The sequence below is a fragment of the Nocardia sp. bgisy134 genome, assembly GCF_057708325.1.
The window spans coordinates 375,598-392,828 of sequence record NZ_JBYIRW010000004.1 but is presented as its reverse complement, the minus strand read 5'-3'; the positions used below and the strand labels follow the sequence as shown (position 1 = coordinate 392,828).

The 17,231-nt window shown below is 69.1% G+C and carries 19 protein-coding genes; 13 read left to right on the top strand and 6 right to left on the bottom strand.

Going from position 1 to position 17,231, the window contains the following annotated elements; all coding sequences use genetic code 11:
- Positions 1–178 precede the first annotated feature (178 nt).
- From AC3ERS_RS10810 to AC3ERS_RS10755, 12 genes are all read left to right on the top strand, one after another.
- The gene (locus AC3ERS_RS10810) at positions 179–1,426 is read left to right on the top strand and encodes an ATP-grasp domain-containing protein (RefSeq protein ID WP_431966123.1); all 1,248 of its coding nucleotides are present in this window, start codon (positions 179–181) and stop codon (positions 1,424–1,426) included.
- Positions 1,423–2,259 carry a hypothetical protein gene (locus AC3ERS_RS10805; protein WP_431966121.1) on the top strand — a complete coding sequence of 279 codons (837 nt, stop codon included), beginning with the start codon at positions 1,423–1,425 and terminating at the stop codon, positions 2,257–2,259. Before AC3ERS_RS10810 ends, AC3ERS_RS10805 begins: the two co-directional genes overlap by 4 nt.
- Complete coding sequence (locus AC3ERS_RS10800; protein WP_431966119.1) at positions 2,256–3,296, top strand: PLP-dependent cysteine synthase family protein; 1,041 nt, start codon at positions 2,256–2,258, stop codon at positions 3,294–3,296. The genes AC3ERS_RS10805 and AC3ERS_RS10800 overlap by 4 nt, the downstream gene beginning before the upstream one ends.
- Positions 3,293–4,333, top strand: a complete 1,041-nt coding sequence (locus AC3ERS_RS10795) for a mandelate racemase/muconate lactonizing enzyme family protein (RefSeq protein ID WP_431966117.1) — start codon at positions 3,293–3,295, stop codon at positions 4,331–4,333. The genes AC3ERS_RS10800 and AC3ERS_RS10795 overlap by 4 nt, the downstream gene beginning before the upstream one ends.
- Positions 4,330–5,625, top strand: a complete 1,296-nt coding sequence (locus tag AC3ERS_RS10790) for an MFS transporter (protein ID WP_431966115.1) — start codon at positions 4,330–4,332, stop codon at positions 5,623–5,625. The genes AC3ERS_RS10795 and AC3ERS_RS10790 overlap by 4 nt, the downstream gene beginning before the upstream one ends.
- Positions 5,622–6,455 (top strand): class I SAM-dependent methyltransferase, encoded by an 834-nt coding sequence (locus AC3ERS_RS10785; RefSeq protein ID WP_431966113.1) that lies wholly within the window; start codon positions 5,622–5,624, stop codon positions 6,453–6,455. Before AC3ERS_RS10790 ends, AC3ERS_RS10785 begins: the two co-directional genes overlap by 4 nt.
- Positions 6,452–7,375, top strand: coding sequence for a GHMP family kinase ATP-binding protein (locus AC3ERS_RS10780; protein ID WP_431966111.1), 924 nt, complete (start codon positions 6,452–6,454; stop codon positions 7,373–7,375). Before AC3ERS_RS10785 ends, AC3ERS_RS10780 begins: the two co-directional genes overlap by 4 nt.
- Positions 7,372–8,160: an ABC transporter ATP-binding protein gene (locus tag AC3ERS_RS10775; protein ID WP_431966109.1), complete on the top strand. Its 789-nt coding sequence runs from the start codon at positions 7,372–7,374 to the stop codon at positions 8,158–8,160. The genes AC3ERS_RS10780 and AC3ERS_RS10775 overlap by 4 nt, the downstream gene beginning before the upstream one ends.
- Entirely contained in the window at positions 8,157–9,212 is a 1,056-nt protein-coding gene (locus AC3ERS_RS10770) for a FecCD family ABC transporter permease (RefSeq protein ID WP_431966107.1), read from the top strand. Before AC3ERS_RS10775 ends, AC3ERS_RS10770 begins: the two co-directional genes overlap by 4 nt.
- A gap of 25 nt (positions 9,213–9,237) precedes the next feature.
- A complete protein-coding gene (locus AC3ERS_RS10765) occupies positions 9,238–10,209 on the top strand; it encodes an ABC transporter substrate-binding protein (protein WP_431966105.1) in 972 nt (323 codons plus the stop codon).
- Entirely contained in the window at positions 10,206–10,775 is a 570-nt protein-coding gene (locus tag AC3ERS_RS10760) for a GNAT family N-acetyltransferase (RefSeq protein ID WP_431966103.1), read from the top strand. Before AC3ERS_RS10765 ends, AC3ERS_RS10760 begins: the two co-directional genes overlap by 4 nt.
- Before the next feature lie 334 nt (positions 10,776–11,109).
- Positions 11,110–11,529 carry a DUF6463 family protein gene (locus AC3ERS_RS10755; protein ID WP_431966101.1) on the top strand — a complete coding sequence of 140 codons (420 nt, stop codon included), beginning with the start codon at positions 11,110–11,112 and terminating at the stop codon, positions 11,527–11,529.
- Positions 11,530–11,605: 76 nt separating this feature from the next.
- On the opposite strand, the gene AC3ERS_RS10750 is transcribed toward AC3ERS_RS10755, so the two are convergent.
- The gene (locus AC3ERS_RS10750; protein ID WP_431966099.1) at positions 11,606–11,998 is read right to left on the bottom strand and encodes a hypothetical protein; all 393 of its coding nucleotides are present in this window, start codon (positions 11,996–11,998) and stop codon (positions 11,606–11,608) included.
- A 303-nt stretch (positions 11,999–12,301) separates the two neighbouring features.
- Positions 12,302–13,330 (bottom strand): aldo/keto reductase, encoded by a 1,029-nt coding sequence (locus AC3ERS_RS10745; RefSeq protein ID WP_431966097.1) that lies wholly within the window; start codon positions 13,328–13,330, stop codon positions 12,302–12,304.
- Positions 13,331–13,437: 107 nt separating this feature from the next.
- Between AC3ERS_RS10745 and AC3ERS_RS10740 the strand changes: the two genes are divergently transcribed.
- Entirely contained in the window at positions 13,438–14,364 is a 927-nt protein-coding gene (locus AC3ERS_RS10740) for a helix-turn-helix transcriptional regulator (RefSeq protein WP_431966095.1), read from the top strand.
- Here AC3ERS_RS10740 and AC3ERS_RS10735 read toward each other — a convergent pair.
- The 4 genes from AC3ERS_RS10735 to AC3ERS_RS10720 all read right to left on the bottom strand — a co-directional run bounded on the left by AC3ERS_RS10735 (position 14,351) and on the right by AC3ERS_RS10720 (position 17,186).
- The gene (locus tag AC3ERS_RS10735; RefSeq protein ID WP_431966093.1) at positions 14,351–15,451 is read right to left on the bottom strand and encodes a hypothetical protein; all 1,101 of its coding nucleotides are present in this window, start codon (positions 15,449–15,451) and stop codon (positions 14,351–14,353) included. The two genes, AC3ERS_RS10740 and AC3ERS_RS10735, sit on opposite strands and share 14 nt — an antisense overlap.
- Positions 15,452–15,676: 225 nt before the next feature.
- On the bottom strand, positions 15,677–16,087 hold the full coding sequence (locus AC3ERS_RS10730; protein WP_431966090.1) for an arsenate reductase ArsC: 411 nt from the start codon (positions 16,085–16,087) through the stop codon (positions 15,677–15,679).
- Between the two features lie 38 nt (positions 16,088–16,125).
- On the bottom strand, positions 16,126–16,794 hold the full coding sequence (locus AC3ERS_RS10725; protein ID WP_431966088.1) for an arsenate reductase ArsC: 669 nt from the start codon (positions 16,792–16,794) through the stop codon (positions 16,126–16,128).
- A 32-nt stretch (positions 16,795–16,826) separates the two neighbouring features.
- Complete coding sequence (locus AC3ERS_RS10720) at positions 16,827–17,186, bottom strand: arsenate-mycothiol transferase ArsC (protein ID WP_431966185.1); 360 nt, start codon at positions 17,184–17,186, stop codon at positions 16,827–16,829.
- Positions 17,187–17,231 lie beyond the last annotated feature (45 nt).

The window sequence follows — 17,231 nt, the reverse complement described above, 5'->3', positions numbered from 1 at the left end:
CCTCGTTGTCGAACAGTGCCGAGCGGTGCGTCGGCTGTCTTACTATTGATAATGATTATCGTTAGCGCAAATCGGCCAACGAAACACGCTGTGCCGCAAGGTCGTCGCACCGCCGACTTGTCGTGCGATTAAAGATAATGGTTATCATTAGCGTCTGCGCGACGTTTGGAGGCTTCTGTTGGGACACCTGTTGATGGTGGAGAGCTGGGTCGGATCGATGAGCACACTGCTGCCTGCCGGAATTGGGGACAGCGGGCACACGTTCAGCTTCCTGACTCGCGATCTGGGGCACTACCTGCGCGGGAAGCCGGGTACGCATCCGCTGCTCGGCGCGGCCAATGTGCTCACCGCCGAGACCAACGACGAGGACACGCTGCTGCCGTACGTGCGGCGCCTGCACGAGGTGCTCGGCTTCGACGGGGTGCTGTCGTCATGCGACTACTACCTGCCCACCGTGGCGGCGATCGCCGCCGACTTGGGTCTGCCCGGCCCCGGCCGCGACGCGGTCGCCGCGGCCTGCCAGAAGCACCGCACTAGGGAACTGTGCGGTGCCGCAGGCGTTTCGGGTCCGGCGTTCGCGGTGGTGACGGGTGCCGAGGAGGCCGTCGAGGCGGCGCGGGGCATCGGATACCCGGTGGTGGTCAAACCGGTCGACTTGTGCGGCGGCATGTTCGTCACCCGCGCCGACGACGACGCGCAACTGCGCGAGGCGCTCGACAGGCTCGGCGGATTCCCGCGCAATGCCCGCGGCCAGGAGCGCTCACCTCAGGTACTCGTCGAAAAGCTCCTGCACGGACCGGAATTCAGCGTCGAGACCGTGACCGCCCGCGGCATCACCACGGTGGTCGGCGTCACCGACAAGCGTCTCACCGGCGCCCCGGCGTTCATCGAGGCGGGCCACATGTTCCCCGCCGCGCTCTCCCCGGCCGAACGCGACACCCTCACCGGCACGGCCCGCGCCGCGATCTCCGCGCTCGGTCTCGACGACACCGTCGCCCACATCGAGATCATGCTCACCGCGGAAGGTCCGCGTTTGATCGAGGTGAACCCGCGCCCGGCGGGCAACCGCATCACCGAACTCGTCCGCCGGGTCACCGGCATCGATCTGGCCGCTGTCCACGCGCAGGTCGCCGCGGGGCAGACGCCCGATCTGACGGTGCGGCCCACCGGAATCGGCAGTGCCGCCATCGCTTTCGTGGTGCCACAGGAGGTAGGCACCTTGACCGCGCTGACGGGTGCGCAGGACTGGCCGCTCGACCCGCGGATCGTCGAGCACACCCTCGCCGAACCCGGCACGACCGTGCAGGCCGCGACGAACAACAACACCTATCTCGGCCACGTCATGGTTGGCGTCGAATCCTCTGACGCCGCAGGAGATCTCGCTCGATCGCTGATCGAAAAACTGTCGGTCGAGGTCGCTCGATGAGTCCCGTGCAGACCACCGCCCCGTATTCGGTCGCCGAACTCCTGGCCCGGGCCACGGACGGACGCCTCGGCCCCGACCCGGCGACCCTAACGATCTCCAACGCCTTCCTCACCCGATACGACACCCGCCACCGGGGCAGCCGCAGCGGCTACCGCAATGCCGTGCTCGGCCTGCGCACCGGAGCCTCGGTCGGCTCGTGCAGTATCGAGCCCACTGCGGACAACGACGAACTGCTCGACGACTGTGTCGGCGTCCGTGTGGCCGATCTCCTGCGGCACTCGCTGCTCCCGGTGCGCATCGCCGCCTTGGACGCCTATCTGATGCACCTGCGCCCGCATCCGGCGGCAGTCGGCACGATGGCTCGTGCGGTGACGATCGAGCCCGGCGACAGCCTGGCGAAATCGCGGCAGCGGGCGCGGGCGGTGGTGGCGCTGCTGCCCGAGCACACCCGCCGCGTGCTGGTCGTCGGCGTGGTCGGATCGCTGCTCGCCGCGCTGCGTGAACGCGGAATAGCGTATATCCCTTGCGATTTCGCTGGCGGCACCACCGAGTGGGGTGAACCAGTGCGCCGCGACCTCGATGGAGTCGCCCGTGACTACGACGCCATGCTGGTGACCGGGATGACCCTGGGCAACGGTTCCTTCGACGATTTGGTGGCCGAGGCTCGAGACCGCTCGCTCCCGCTCGTCGCCTACGCCCAGAGCGGCAGTGCGGTGCTGCCGTGGTTCCTCGACGCCGGTGTGTACGCCGTGTCGGCCGAACCGTATCCGTTCTTCTCTCTCGACGGCGGACCGAGCACGCTGTTCCACTACCGCAGCGGGGTGGACGCGTGAAACCCCAACCGGATCTGCTGGCATTGGTCGGCGGTACTCCCGTGATCCCGGTCCCTGCCGGTGCCACCCACTATCTGGCCAAACTGGAGGCGGCGAGTATCGCGGGAATGAAAGCGCGCGCCGCGGTCTCCATGCTGACCGCCGCCCGCGCCCGCGGCGAGCTCGAGGCCGGTGCGCCGGTGATCGAATCCACAAGCGGCACGCTGGGACTGGGCCTCGCCCTAGCGGGCAAAGCGCTCGGCCATCCGGTGACCCTCGTGGTCGACGCCGGTCTCGAACCGGAGATGCGCTCCCTGTTCACCGTCTTCGGCGTCGGACTCGACATCGTCACCGAACCACACCCCGACGGCGGTTGGCAGCAGGCCCGCCTCGACCGGCTCGCCGCCCTCGTAGCCGCGACACCGGGCGCCTACTGGCCCGACCAGTACGACAACCCCGACAACGCGGCCGGATACACCGCCATGGGCCAGGAAATACTGGACCAGGTCGACCGAGTCGATGTCCTGGTCGCCGCGATCGGGTCGGGTGGGCACTGCGCGGGCCTGACGAAGGTGCTGCGCACCCGCTGGCCGGATCTGCGGGTCGTCGGCGTGGACGCGGCCGGGTCGCGGATCTTCGGCCAACCCGACCGGCCGCGCCTGATGCGCGGCCTCGGCAGCAGCATCCTGCCGCGCAATGTGGCCTACGACGACTTCGACGAGGTGCACTGGGTTGGTGCGGCCGAAGCGGTGGCCTCCTGCCGCGAGCTCGCCGCGCGGATCGGCGTCGCCGGTGGCTGGAGCACCGGGGCGGCCGCCCTGGTCGCGGACTGGCTGGCACGGCGCGAACCCGATTCCCGCGTCCTCACGGTGTTTCCGGACGGACCGCACCGCTACCTGCGCTCGATCTACGACGACGACTGGTGCCACCGGCACGGCCTCACCGCGATACCGGCCACCGAACCAGACGAGCTCGCCGCCCCGGATGCCGTCGAGGTCCACGGCTGGGCCCGGTGCGCGGTGGTGCGTGATCCCCGTCGCGAGCAGGTGGGCGCATGAGGATCACCTGGCAGAGCACCCGCTTGGAACTTGCTCGCCCCCTTCGCATCTCCCGCGCGAGCATGTCCGGACGCGACGCAGTGTGGGTGCGCCTGAGCGACGGGGAAGACTACGGCTGGGGTGAAGTGGTCACCAGCCCCCGGCTGGGACTCGACACCGCGCGCATCACCATCGCGCTCACCGAACTGGCCGCCCGGATCGAGGCCTGCGGTGCGCCCGAACAACTTCGCGCGAACCTGCCCGGCCTGCGCGCCGCCTTCCCGCTGCCGGTGGTCTGCGCCGTCGACAGCGCGGTGCACGACCTGCTGGCCCGCCGCGCAAGCGTCTCCGTCGCGACGTATCTCGGCCTGCCTCATCGTGTTCGGGTACCGACCGCCTGCACGATCAGCCTGACGAGCGTCGCCGAGGCCGGTGACCGCGCCGCCGAACTGACCGCCGCCGGGTTCTCCGTCGTGAAGATGAAACTCGGCGCGCCCGACCCTGCCGACGACATCGCCCGCGTCCGCACGGTGCGTGCCGTCGCCCCGTCGGCGACCTTGCTGCTCGACCCCAACGGCGCCTGGGACGCCACTACCGCAGTGACCGTGCTGCGGACATTGGCCGAGCTCGATATCGCCGCCGTCGAGCAGCCGGTGCCCGCCGCTCGGCCCGCGTGGCTGGCCGAGGTCGCCGCCCGTGCGCCGATGCCGGTGATCGCCGACGAGGACGCAGGCACCGTCGCCGACCTGGACCGGCTACCGGACGGGATCGGCGGCATCAACATCAAACTCGCCGAATGCGGAGGGCTCGATGCCGCGCTCGCCATGATCGGCCACGCCCGCGACCGCGGCCTGGACGTGATGCTCGGCTGTCAGGCCGCCAGCTCGCTCGGCATCGCCCCGGCGGTGCATCTGCTCGGCGCCGCACGCTGGGTCGACCTCGACGGGCACCTGCTGCTGGCCGAGGACCCATGGACCGGTCTCGGAGCCGCCGACGGCGTCCTGAGCACACCGGCCGGGCCTGGTCTTGGCGTCACCACCGCGGTGGCCGCGCGGTGAGCGCCTTGATGGAGCTGCGGAGTCTCCCGCGGTCGGTGCGGTTGCTGCTGGCCAATCAGTGCCTTGGCAATATCGGGTTCTTCATGCTCGTGCCGTTTCTGGCCGACTACCTGCGCACGGATTTGGCGCTGTCGGTGACGGTCGTCGGCATCGTCCTCGGCGTACGCAATCTCAGCCAGCAAGGCTTGTTCCTGGTCGGTGGGTCGGCCGCGGACCGGCTCGGCGCGCGCGGGGTGATCATCGTGGGCGCTGGCATCCGCGCGATCGGTTTCGTGCTGTTCGCGATCGGTGGGTCCCTGCCGGTGGTACTGGCCGGGTCGGTGCTCACCGGATTCGCAGGCGCCCTGTTCAACCCGGCCGTGCGTGCCTACATCGCCCGCGACAGCGAAGACCGCGCGGCGCAGGCCTTCGCGTGGTTCAACGTGTTCGGCAATGCCGGATGCGCGCTCGGTCCGGTGATCGGGACCGTGCTGGTGGGAGTGGGTTTCCGGATCACCGCGCTGACGGCGGCAGCGGTGTTCGCCGGATTGACCGTGGCGCAGCTACTGCTCCTGCCGAACCGGCCCGTACCGCCGAGCGGCACAACCTTGCGCGCGGACTTCACCACCGTGTTCACCGACCGCCGGTTCTGGGCGTTCTCGCTGGCGCTGGCCGGATTGTTCGCGCTGCAGAGCCAGCTGTACCTGCTGTTCACCCTGCAGGCACGCGACCTGGCCGGAGCCGCCGCGGGTCCGGCCGCCGTCGCCGCTCTCTTCGTCGTGGAGACCGTCGCGGTGGTGGTCTTGCAGGTTCCGGTGACCAGAGTGCTGGGCCGCCGCGGCGAGCGCGGCCCGATGATCGCGGCCGGAATGGCCTTGCTCGGCGCGGCGTTCCTGCCCGTGCCTCTGGCGGCGGCAGGAGATCTTCCCACCGGGACCGGCGTCACCGATGTCGCCGTGCGCATCGCTCCCGTCCTGCTCGGCGCTGTGGTGCTGGCACTGGGGGTGACGGTGGCGCAGCCGTTCGTGAACGAGGCCATCCCACGCTTCTCCGGTCCCGCGCTCACCGGAACCTATTACGGCGCTTTCTATTTGGCTTCGGGTCTGCTCACGTTGGTCGTGGGTGCTCTGGTCGGCGCGGTCGTCGACCACGGCGGCGGGCCGCTGGGGTGGCCGCCCGCTCTGGTGTGCGCCGCGCTCGGATTCGGCTCGGCCGCCGCGGTGCTGGCCCTGCACCGCGCGCGGCTCCTGCCCGGCCCCGAAGTATCGACTTCCCCGGCGCAGCCGCTGCGCCCCGCGAAAGGCAACCGATGACCCCCGCAGGCCCGGTTCTCTTCAGCGAGAACCTGCTCACCGACAACCCCGCCATCTACGAGCGCACCTTCCCCGGCACCGGTGCGGACAACGCGCGATTCGTCGCCGACCTGGTGGACCGCTTCGGCACCGGCCCGCGGCTCAGCCTGCTCGACGCGGGCTCGGGCACCGGCCGCGACGCCGCCCGCCTGGCCGAACTCGGCTATCGGGTGCGCGGCGTCGACCTGTCCGAACAGATGGTCCGCTACGCCCGGACCCGTTGCCCCGCCGTCGAATTCGTGGTCGGCGACCTGCGCGCCCTCGACACCCCGGCCCCGGTGGACGTGCTCACCTGCCTGGGCAGCACCCTGCTGCACCTGCACGACACCGCCGACGTGCTCACCGCCCTGCACCGTTTCGCCGCCTGCCTGCGGCCTGGCGGCCTGCTCGTCCTCGAGATGCGCAACGGCGCCTTCCTGCTGACCGACCGAGGCCGTCGCGAACTTCTCGACGACCAGCCGCAGCGGCACATCGAATGGGAGGGTCTGACATACACCTCGCGCACCCGCCTCACCGTCGACCTGCCCGCCCAGCTGCTGCGCCGAGAACGAGTGTGGACCTGGCCGGGCTGCGCGGAGCCTGTCGCGCAGCACACCGCCTGGCGGCTGCTCTTCCCGCAGGAACTGCGTCACCTGCTCGGCAGTGCCGGATTCGAGGTGCTGGCCCTGTTCGACCAGCCGGGACCGCTGACCACACCGGCGTGGCCCGGTGACGGAACACTCGGCGACCGTCTCGACGGCGACCGATTGCACGTGGTCGCTCGCCGGGCCCGCGGCGAGGAGGCGCGATGAGCGTCCCGATCCGCGTCGGCGTCGGCGCCGCCTTCGGCAGCTGTGGTGAACTCCTCCAGGGCGTCACCGCCGAGAACGGGCGCGATTTCCTGGTCACCCTGCCGATCACCCGCGGCTCGGTGGCCGTGTTCGAACCCGACCCCAGCCGCGACGACGTGACCGTCGTGCCCGCCCACAAGACCAAGTCGCGTGCTGTCGCGGCCGCCGTGCTCGCCGGATCCGCGGCGCTGCGCGGCGGCGTGCTCACCGTGCTCGGCGACCTGCCCGAGGGTAAGGGCCTGGCCAGCTCCACCGCCGACTTGGTCGCGACCGCACGCGCCGTCGCCGACGCGGAGAACAGGACCCTGGCCGCTACCGAGATCGAGGCCGTCTTGCGCGGCATCGAACCCTCCGACGGCATCATGTATCCGGGGGCGGTGGCCTACTACCATCGCGAGGTCCGCCTGCTGGCCGCACTCGGCGCGCTGCCGCCGCTGACCGTCGTCACCGGTGACGAGGGCGGCTGTATCGACACCGTCGTCTTCGACCGGCACCGGCCGACCGTTTCAACAGCCGTCGCACGCGAATACAGCTCCCTGCTGGCTACACTCAGCGACGCCATCAGCCGCGGCGACGCCGCCACCATCGGCGCGGTCGCCACCCGTAGCGCCCGCCTCAGTACACCCCTGCGTGAGCGCCCACACCTGGAAGCCACCATCACCGCCGCCGAACGCATCGGCGCCCTCGGCGTGGTCGTCGCCCACAGCGGAACAACCACCGGCATTCTGCTCGACGAACACGACCCGCAATTATCGGCGAAAATAACTGCGGCACAACAGATTTGTGCACAGTTTGCGGTGTCGGTCGATGTCCATCGCTCATGGCGGCCGGGCCCGCCCGACGGCGCGGATCCGGCGCTGTCCGCGGCGGTGGCGCGGTGATCACCCTGCACGACATCGGTTTCTCCTACGGCGGGACGGTCGTACTCGACGGCGTCGGGCTCCTTGCCGAGTCCGGTGACACCGTCGGGCTCATCGGCCCCAACGGGTCGGGCAAGTCCACGTTGCTGCGGTTGATCTACCGCGCGTTGCGGCCGACCGCCGGGGTGATCACCATCGACGACACCTCCGTCACCGCACTGCGCGGCCGGGCGCTGGCCGAACGCCTCGCGGTGGTCACCCAGGAGTCCCCGTCGGATACGCCCATGACCGTCACCGAATCGGTCCTGCTCGGTCGGGCGCCGTGGGCCAGTGCGGTGCAGGGCATTTCGCGGGCCGACCGGATCACCGCGGCGGCCGCGCTGGAACGCGTCGGCGCCCGGCACCTGGCCGCGCGGCCGTTCGCGCAGCTGTCCGGCGGTGAACGCCAGCGGGTGCTGATCGCCCGCGCCCTGGCCCAGCAGGCCGATCACCTGCTGCTCGACGAACCCACCAACCACCTCGACATCGGCTACCAGCACGAACTTCTCGGCCTGGTCCGGGATCTGCCAGGCACCACGACGATTGTGGTGCTGCACGATCTGAACCTGGCCGCTCGCTACTGCGACCGCCTGATCCTGCTGCACCACGGACGGGTCCGCGCGGCGGGCACGGTGGACGAGGTACTCCTCCCCGAGGTCCTCGAACCCGTCTATGGCGTCGCAGTGCAGCGGGCCGACGCGTTCGGCGCGCCGCAACTGCTGTTCGGTCCGCGTGCAGGCACCGAGGAGAAGGTGGCGGCGCGATGAGCGTCGATGATCTCGGCCACGACCGCCACCGCAGGCACATCCTGCTGTGGGTCGGCGGCCTCACCGCTCTGCTGCTGCTCGTGTTGATCCTGGCGACCGGCCTGGGCCCGGTGTCGGTGCCGCCGGCGACGGTCGCGCGAATCGTGGGCCATCACACCGTCGGGTTGCCCGCCGCGGGGGAGTGGACGCCCGCGCAGGACTCCATCGTCTGGCTCGTGCGCGTGCCCCGGGTTCTGCTCGGCGCGCTCGTCGGCGCCGCGCTGGCGCTCAGCGGTGCGGCCCTGCAGACGCTCGTGCGCAATGTGCTGGCCGATCCGCACATCCTCGGTGTCACCTCCGGCGCCTCCACGGGCGCCGCCGTATCCCTGCTGTTCGGCGTGTCGGTCGCGGCGGGCGCGCTGGCCGCCAGCGCCTTCGCCGGTGCGTTGGCCGCCACGGCGCTGCTGTTCGCGGTCGCGCGCATCAACGGCGCGATGACCTCGCTGCGGCTGCTGCTCGGCGGCGTCACCATCGGCTACCTGTTCTCCGCGGCCACCAGCTTCCTGATCTTCGCCTCCGACAACCAGGAAGGCGCTCGCACGGTGCTGTTCTGGCTGCTCGGCTCACTCGGCTCGGCCGCCTGGTCGAGCGTGGCCACGACGACCACGGTCACCCTGGCCGCCCTCGCCACGTTGATGCTGCTCGCACCCCGCCTCGACGTGCTCGCCGCCGGTGACGACACCGCGCGGGCGCTGGGCATGTCCCCGGTCCGGTTGCGCATGCTCGCGCTCGGTGTCGTCGCGCTCGCAGTCGGCGCGGTGGTGGCGGTCGCCGGGGCGATCGGATTCGTCGGGCTGATCGTGCCGCATGTGGCCCGGCTGTGCGTCGGCGCCACACACAGGCAGCTGCTGCCGGTCTCGGCGCTGCTGGGCGCGCTGTTCCTGGTGACCGCCGACGTCGTGGCCCGCACCGCGTTCGCGCCGCGTGAGCTGCCGCTGGGCATCGTCACCGCCGTGGTCGGCGCCCCGTTGCTGCTGGTGCTGATCCGGCGATTCCGCCAGTCCTCCACCTGATTTCACCCGTTCGAAAGGAATACCCGTGTTCACCCGTCTCCTGCGCCGCCGCGCCGCGCTCCCGGCCACCCTGCTGGCAGCCGCCATAGTCACCGGCTGCGGCGGACCGGCCCCCGCCACCACACCTGCCGCCGACGGCTTCCCGCTGACGATCTCGAGCTGCGGCCGCGACGTCACCTTCACCGCGCCGCCGCGGCGAGTCGTCACCGTCGGCTCGGTAGCCGCACCGCTCATCGCCGCTGCCGGCGCCGCGGACCGCATCGTCACCCGCACCTTCGAGACCGCGCCGTTTCCCGGCCAGTACGCCGAATCGCTGAAGAATATCGAGATCGTCGCGCCTACCGGCGAACTCGCACGCGAGGAGATCATCAACCGGGCCCCGGACCTGGTGGTGAGTTTCGAGGGTGCGGCAGTGACGCCCGACGACCTGGCGAAGGTGAACATCCCGTTGCTGGTGACCCGCGGCTACTGCCGTGACGCCGCGGGCACCTTCGACGACGTGTTCGCCGACATCGAGCTCTACGGCACTCTGTTCGGCTCCCGCGCCGCCGCCACCGCTTCCACGGCCGAATTGCGCGGCCGCGTGGCCGCGGTCGCGGTGCGGCACCCGGCGGGCGCGATGGCGAAACCCGCCGCCGCGCTGATCATTTCCCGTGACGGGGCCAAGGTCAGCGCCTACGGCAGCACCAGCACGGTCGCGACCCAGATGCGGATGCTCGGCCTGGACAACATCTTCGGTGACGTGACCAAGCGCAACTTCGACGCCAACACCGAGACGCTGATCCAGCGCGACCCCGAGGTGATCATCCTGCTCACCCAGGGCACCCAAACCCCCGAGTCGGCGACCGCCGCGCTGAAGGCACGCCCGGAGTTCGCCGGGTTGCGCGCGGTACGGGACAACCGCATCATCGCGGTGCCCTTCGGCTACACCGGACCTGGTCCGGTCGCGGTAGAGGGTCTCGAGGCCCTCGATCGAGCTCTCGGCGGTCTGCGGTGAGCGCGGAAGGCTACCGGCTGCGCGTGGCCCGCCCGGCCGACGTCGCCGGCGCGCGCAGCGTCATGCTCGACACCTTCTACCACGTCTTCGGCATCGGCTACCTGCCCGAACACCACCACGACGTCATAGACCCGGAGTCGGCCTACCTGCGTCACCCGCTCAACCGGCTCTGGGTCGCCGAACATGCCGGGCGCATCGTGGCCACCACCGCGGTGCGCGCCCAGGGGCCGCGCCACCCACCGCACCCGCGGTGGCTGACCGAGCGCTATCCCGATCCGCGCACCGCCCAGCTGTTCCGGGTCTACGTCCGGCCCGAACACCAGCGCCGCGGACTGGCCCGCCGACTCGTGGCAATGGCGGTCGAATACGTCGACACCACAACGGAATTCGACGACCTGTACCTGCACACCGACGCGCGCACACCGGGCGCGCTGGAGTTCTGGCGCAGCTGCGCCCGCCTGGTCCACGACGCGCGCACCCCCGGCGAGGGGTTCCAGACGGTGCATTTCGACATCCCGCTGTCCCGGCACGCCCGTACTGCGGAACGCGAGCACGCCGTGCGGTAACAGCGTGGGTTCAGAGTCCGGGGCCGCGCAGACGCGCGCTCCTCTGCGTGGCCTGGGGACAAGAAGTAGTGACCTCGGGTCGACTGCGCGCTGATCAGCGGTGTCGATGCGGTCCGCATCGAGGTGCGCGGTGTGCGGGCCACGCCCACAGCGTGACTCCTTTCACGCTTTCCCATCTATACGGAACCGTATATAACGGCTAGGCTCGGTGGTATACGCAACCGTATATAAGAACTCGAGGGTGACGGTCTGCGCGGCGACGTGAACGCCCGCGGTCGCGGAGACAACCCGAATGGGGCCACCCGGCCCCGCGCACGAGAAATGGGGAGTTCACATGATCAAGTGGGCCGGCTGGCTCATTGTCTTGTTTCCAGGAGTCGGGCACACGCTGGGCGCTCTCATAGAAACGGCCCCGCGCTACGCCAAGGCGTGGTTCAGCGGAGAGGGGTGGGCGGCGGATGCCACTGCCATGAACTACGCCGAGGCCACGTTGTGGTACACCGTGTTCAGCTTCGGCGTGCCGTTCCTCCTGATCGGCCTCATGGTGCTGTGGCTGGACCGCCGCGGCATCACACCGCCGCCGTTCCTCGCGTGGATGGTGGCCGGTTGGACTTTGGTCACTGTCGCGGTTGGCGGCCCCTCGCCTTTGCTGGTCCTCCTGATCGCCGCCGGCCTGCTACTGGCCGGCTCCAGACGCGCCACCCGCCGCGACAACCCTGGAACTGCGGCTGAAATATCCATCCGGACGAGTTGACCCCACAAACCCCGGCGACCGGTGGTGCGCTGGCCGGTCTGTCTCCGCCTGTGACTCGTGGAGCGAGTCAACGCCGTCAGGGCGCATCCAACACACTTACCGGAACCCCATAGGGCAGAAACCGCACGCGACGGCGAGCATCGGTGTTGTCGCGATGCGCGCGTAAGGCCTCGAGCTCGCTCGGAAAGACCTGGTCGACCCTGGCCTCGCCGATGTCGTCGATGCTGTAGATCGCCCACACCCCGCTGCCGGTCTCACCGGTGGTCTCGCCTTCGGGTTTCGGTGGGCGTGGCCGTTCCGGTTGGACGAACTGACCGAGCAGCGACGCCAGTGAACCGACGCTCGCGTGATCTACGCGGTCCAGGTATACGCCGGCTTTCCCGAGCAGATCGCGGAGCTCGGTCCCTGCCTCACGCAGTGCGCGTTCGAAATCTTCCGGATCGATGCCGAAAGGCCCGTTGGTTGGCATCGCATGTGCTCCTAGGGACGAGTTGGCGCTACGCCCTCAGTGTCCTCGCGAAACGCCGACCTCGCCACGCCGACCTCGCCCGTCCTCGACGCCGTCACGCTTCCCAATGTGCCGGCGATCTCACCGGTGGGTAGCCGCCCGCGGGCGATATCCCGGCGCTTCGCTGGAGAGAACGCCCACTGCCGCCCCTACGTCGGGGCCGTGGGTGATCGGCCAGGCTGACGAGTCGTACTGAAGCTGGCCTATGTGCCGAACCACTGGCCGCTTCGCGATGTTTCTGGCCGAAACGTCCTGGTGCGGTCCTCAATTCGCGGGGCGATCGCCGGGCGACCGACGGCGCAGCTCGGTGCGCAGGATCGCCGGGGGCTGATAGGCCATGTCGAGTGTGCCGACATCCGTACCGGGCGGCGCGATCTTGTCGATCCGGTCCAGGAGGTCGTCGTCGAGCACGACCTCTGCCCCCGCGAGCAGATCGTCGAGATGTGCCATCGTGCGCGGGCCGATGAGCGCCGAGGTGACGCCAGGGTGGGCGAGTACGAAGGCTATCGCCAGATGCGTCAGAGGCATGCCCGCTTCGTCGGCGAGCGGGATCAGCTGCTCGACGACGTCCAATCGCCGATCGTCCTTCAGATGCTGGAAGCCGAACTGCGAGCGATGTGTTGCGACGTCCTGGCCTTTGCGATAGCGACCGGTCAACAGACCCCCGCCGAGCGGCGACCACACGAGTGTGCCCATGCCGAACTCCTGCGTGATCGGGAGTACCTCGCGCTCGATGCCGCGGTTGAGGATCGAATAGACGGGCTGCTCGGTGCGCAGTCGGGCCAGTCCGCGCTTCTCGGATACCCAGTGCGCCCGGACGATTTCCGAGGCAGGCAAGGCGGATGTGCCGAAGGCGCGGATCTTGCCTGCCCGCTGTAGGTCGGTGAGTGCCGAAAGGGTCTCCTCGATATCGGTGTCGGGGTCCGGGCGGTGGATCTGGAACACGTCGATATGGTCGGTGCCCAGGCGTCGCAGCGAGTCGTCCAGGGCGCGGACCAGCCAGCGCCGGGACGCGCCTTGATGATTCGGGTTGTCGCTCATCGGCATCCGCGCTTTGGTCGCGACCACGACGTCGTCCCGGCGGCCACGCAGGGCCTTGCCGACGATTTCCTCGGATTCGCCGTGCGAGTACATGTCGGCGGTGTCGATGAGGTTGATCCCCGCGTCGAACGCGCGGTGGATGATGCGGAGGGACTCGTCGTGGTCGGGGTTGCCGATGGCGCCGAACATCATCGCCCCGAGGGCATAGGGGCTGACCTTGATACCTGTCCGGCCGAGGGTGCGGTACCGCATCGCTGTCTCCTGTCTGCGTGCCTTGCTGGGTGCGATCTCCAGCTTTCTCCCGACCAGTCGAACTCTGAATACTTGTTCGTCCGGATTTTCTGCGCGATAGTACGAACATGCCCGACGATCGACTGTCCGAAGTGTTCGACCTCGTCGAGGTGACCACCACGCTGACCGGTGGCGTCACCGCGCGCGGCGGCTGGTGGTCGCGCACGCTGCTCGACGACCCCGTGAAGTTCTTCGCCATGGTGTCCGGACGGGCCCGGCTGACCACCGATGGCCTCGACGCGCCGATCGAGCTCGAGCCGGGCGATGTCGCGATCCTCATCGGGCGGTCCTGGGTGGCGTTCGAGGCGGGCGATACGCCGCGACTCGAGGCGCTGCCCGAGTCCGACTTTTCCGCCGAGCGCTTCGCGATCGCCGACCGCGTCGCCGACGACGTCCTCGTCGGCGGCTGCGTCGACCTCACCCCGGCTGGGCGGGCACTGCTGCTGGGGGCACTGCCGCCGGTGGCGCACGTGCGAGCGGCCGCCGCCGAATCGGGCCGGCTGCACGCCACACTGATGCGGCTGTTCGACGAGGTGACCGGCGACCGGATCGGCTCGGTATTCGCGATCCGGCAGTACGCGCGGCTGCTGTTGCTCGAGGTCCTGCGGGCCTACGCCGGCCAGGCCGACGCACCGCCCGGACTACTGCGGCTGCTCACCGACCAGCGGCTGCGCCCCGCGCTCGCGCTGATGCACGCCGAGCCGGGCCGTGCCTGGGGCTTGGAGGAGCTCGCCCGCGCCGCGGCCATGTCGCGGACATCGTTCGCGGTGCGGTTCCGCGAAGTGGCAGGCGTGCCGCCGTTGAGTTACCTCAATACCTGGCGAATGCTCCTGGCGCAGCGCGCCCTTCGCGCAGGCGACGTCCGCGTGGGCGAGCTGGCCGCCCAACTCGGCTACGGCTCGGAGAGCGCGTTCAGCACCGCTTTCAAGCGAGTAGTGGGCGAGTCGCCGATGCGCTACCGGCAGCGTGTGCGCGGAGCCGTCACAGTGGTGTGATCTCGCCAGCCGCAGGAGGCGGCTGGCACCCAATTCGGGCGTCGCCGCGCAGATTCCGGATCGCAGGCCCGGGCGGTCGCGAAGCTGGCGGAGGTCGACGCCGAGCTCGCCGAGCTGACCGCGGTGCGCGACACCCTGCGCGCCGCACTGGCGGCCGGATGCGATGACCTGATCGCCTGCAAGTGAAAGCCCTTGCTGCCCAGTGCCCTTCACCGACAGCGACGACAGCGTCACCGGAGGCGGTTGTGGCTGCTGAGCGTACGACCGGCCTTCTCCTCACGATCACGCTCAGCGTCTGCTCCCGAACACCGGCTTGGTCGGCGGCAACCTGGGTGCGGGCGCGCATGAGGGAGGCCTGGACGTACCCGATGAGCACGACGATCAGGTCCCCGGGCGCCGAAAGAATGGTCTTGCTGAGCAGTGACTCCAGGTCACGCTGCGCCTTGAGCGTATCCGACGTGAGTACCGCTAACGCGCCCCACAATTCGTCCACGGGCTGGGCCGCGAACTGCGACCGCAGCGCTTCGAAGGTCTCATTGCGCCGGGCCGATGCCTCCCGCACATCGCGGAGCGCGTCATGGAGCTGCGACTTGAGATTGTCAGGGAGGTCGTAGACCTGCATCTGCTCCGTCGTGCCGACCGCTTCGGCTAGGCGGCCCACCGCGGCGAGCGCATCGTCGATATCGCTCATCGCGACACGCAGTAGCGGCGCCGTGATGGAGAAGCGGGGCTCCATGGCCTGCATGTCGTAGAACTCGTTGATGCGCTTACTCGTCACCGCGAGGCTGCGAGTCAGCAGCACGATATTTTCTTGCACGCCCATGCGGTGCAGCCGCTCCTCGAATACCCGATCCGTCGCCGCCGTGATGCTTTCGTCACGCTGTTCCAGGATCAGCTGCACCGCAGCTGGAACACCCTTGCGGGAGAACGCTTTTGTGAAGAAGAAGGCACTCAGCGACAGCGAGGCGCCGAGCACGAAGTCGGGTTCGGCCTGGTAGATATTGTGGAGCTCGGCGTTGGCGATCACGAGCACCGCGACGACAACAGCGAGCCCCGCAATCGCCCATAGGTATTGGGCCCTGGTCATGTGAAAGCGACCGACACCGAACCGACCGGGCATACACCCCCTGTAACATCCGCTGGACTGCCGACAGTGTAGCCACTACGAAGTCGCGAATCCGGCCAACGATGTCGCCGCGGAGATTCGTTGAACCACGGTAGCCACGTCGAGCGACAGGATCCGCAATTTCGTGGTCAGCTCGCGCCAACTCCACCACAATCCCCGCGGATGAGCGCACCTAGGCTCGGCAGGTCAGGCGCGGGCAGGCAGCAGCTCGGCGACCAGTTCCTCGACTCGCTTTTTGATTTCGTCGCGAATGGGGCGCACTGACTCGACACCCTTGCCTGCGGGGTCTTCCAGGACCCAGTCGCGGTAGCTGACGCCGGGGAACATCGGGCAGGTGTCGCCGCAGCCCATGGTGATGACCACGGTGGAGGTCTCGACGGCGTCGAAGGTGAGGATCTTCGGCTTCTGATCGGAGATGTCGATGCCGAGTTCGGCCATCGCCTCGACCGCTGCGGGGTTGATCGAGTCGGCGGGCGCGCTTCCTGCGGAGCGGACCTCGATGTCCTCACCGGCCAGGTGGGTCAAGAACCCGGCCGCCATCTGGGAACGCCCGGCGTTGTGGACGCAGACGAACAGGACACTGGGCTTGGAAGCCATGAGCGGGAGAGCCTTTCGAACAACGGAGTGCTGCTGGGTCAGGAAGCCGGGATGTCGAGCTCGGCGAGCAGGTGCCGGACTCGGGTCTCGATCTCCTCGCGGATCGGCCGGATCGCTTCGACATCGAGCCCGGCGGGATCGTCGAGGCTCCATTCCTCATATCGGCGGCCCGGATAGATCGGGCAAGCGTCGCCGCAGCCCATGGTGACGATCACGTCGGCGGCGCGAAGGATCTCCTCGGTCCATGGCTTGGGGAACTCGGTGGTGATGTCGATGCCGACCTCGGCCATCGCTTCGATGGCAGCGGGATTGATCGCATCGCCGGGTTCGCTACCGCCGGACCAGGCGACGGCGTTGTCTCCGAGGTGGGTGAAGAATCCGAGCGCCATCTGGGACCGTCCTGCGTTGTGAGTGCACAGGAACAGCACTGTCGGCTTGCCGGTGTGGGCCTTGCCCTCGACTCGGGCCAGGGCGTTGAGGCGTTGGCGGGCAAAGCGTTCGGCCAGCGAGGGGAGGAAGTTCAGGACGGTGGCGCGTCCGGCGAACTGGTCGTAGGAGGAGTGCAGGAACCGCTCGATCGTCTCGACACCGAAGGTGCCGTCGAACTCGCGCTGCAACCGCGTGGCCGCGGTCTCGAGCGCTAGCTGCTGGTCGATGGTCAGATCGTCACGAACGTGGTCGGCGTGGGCGAGGAGACTGTCGCTCATAACGTGTTCCGATGCTCCGAGGAATGACGGTATCAGTTGGGTGGACAGAGTTCGGTCAGCAGCTGATGCACGCGGGCGGCGATGTCGTCGCGGACCAGGCGCATGCGTTCGATGCCCTCGATTCCGCGTTCGGAAGGTTCGTCGGTGTCCCAGTTGATGACTCGCACATCACCAACAGGGTCGACTCGAGCCTCACGGCCAAGGGTGACGACCAGATCGACCGCGCGCAGCAGCCGCGAGTCGATGGGTTTGGGGCGCCCATCGCGGATGTCGACGCCCACCTCGAGCAGCGACTGCACCGACAAGTCGTTGAGTGCTCCACCGGGATCGGTACCTGCGGAGTAGGCCTCGACTCGGCCTTGTGCGGCGTGGCACATCAGGCCGGCGGCCATCTGGGACTTGCCGCCGTTCTTCACGCAGACGAACAACACGGCTGG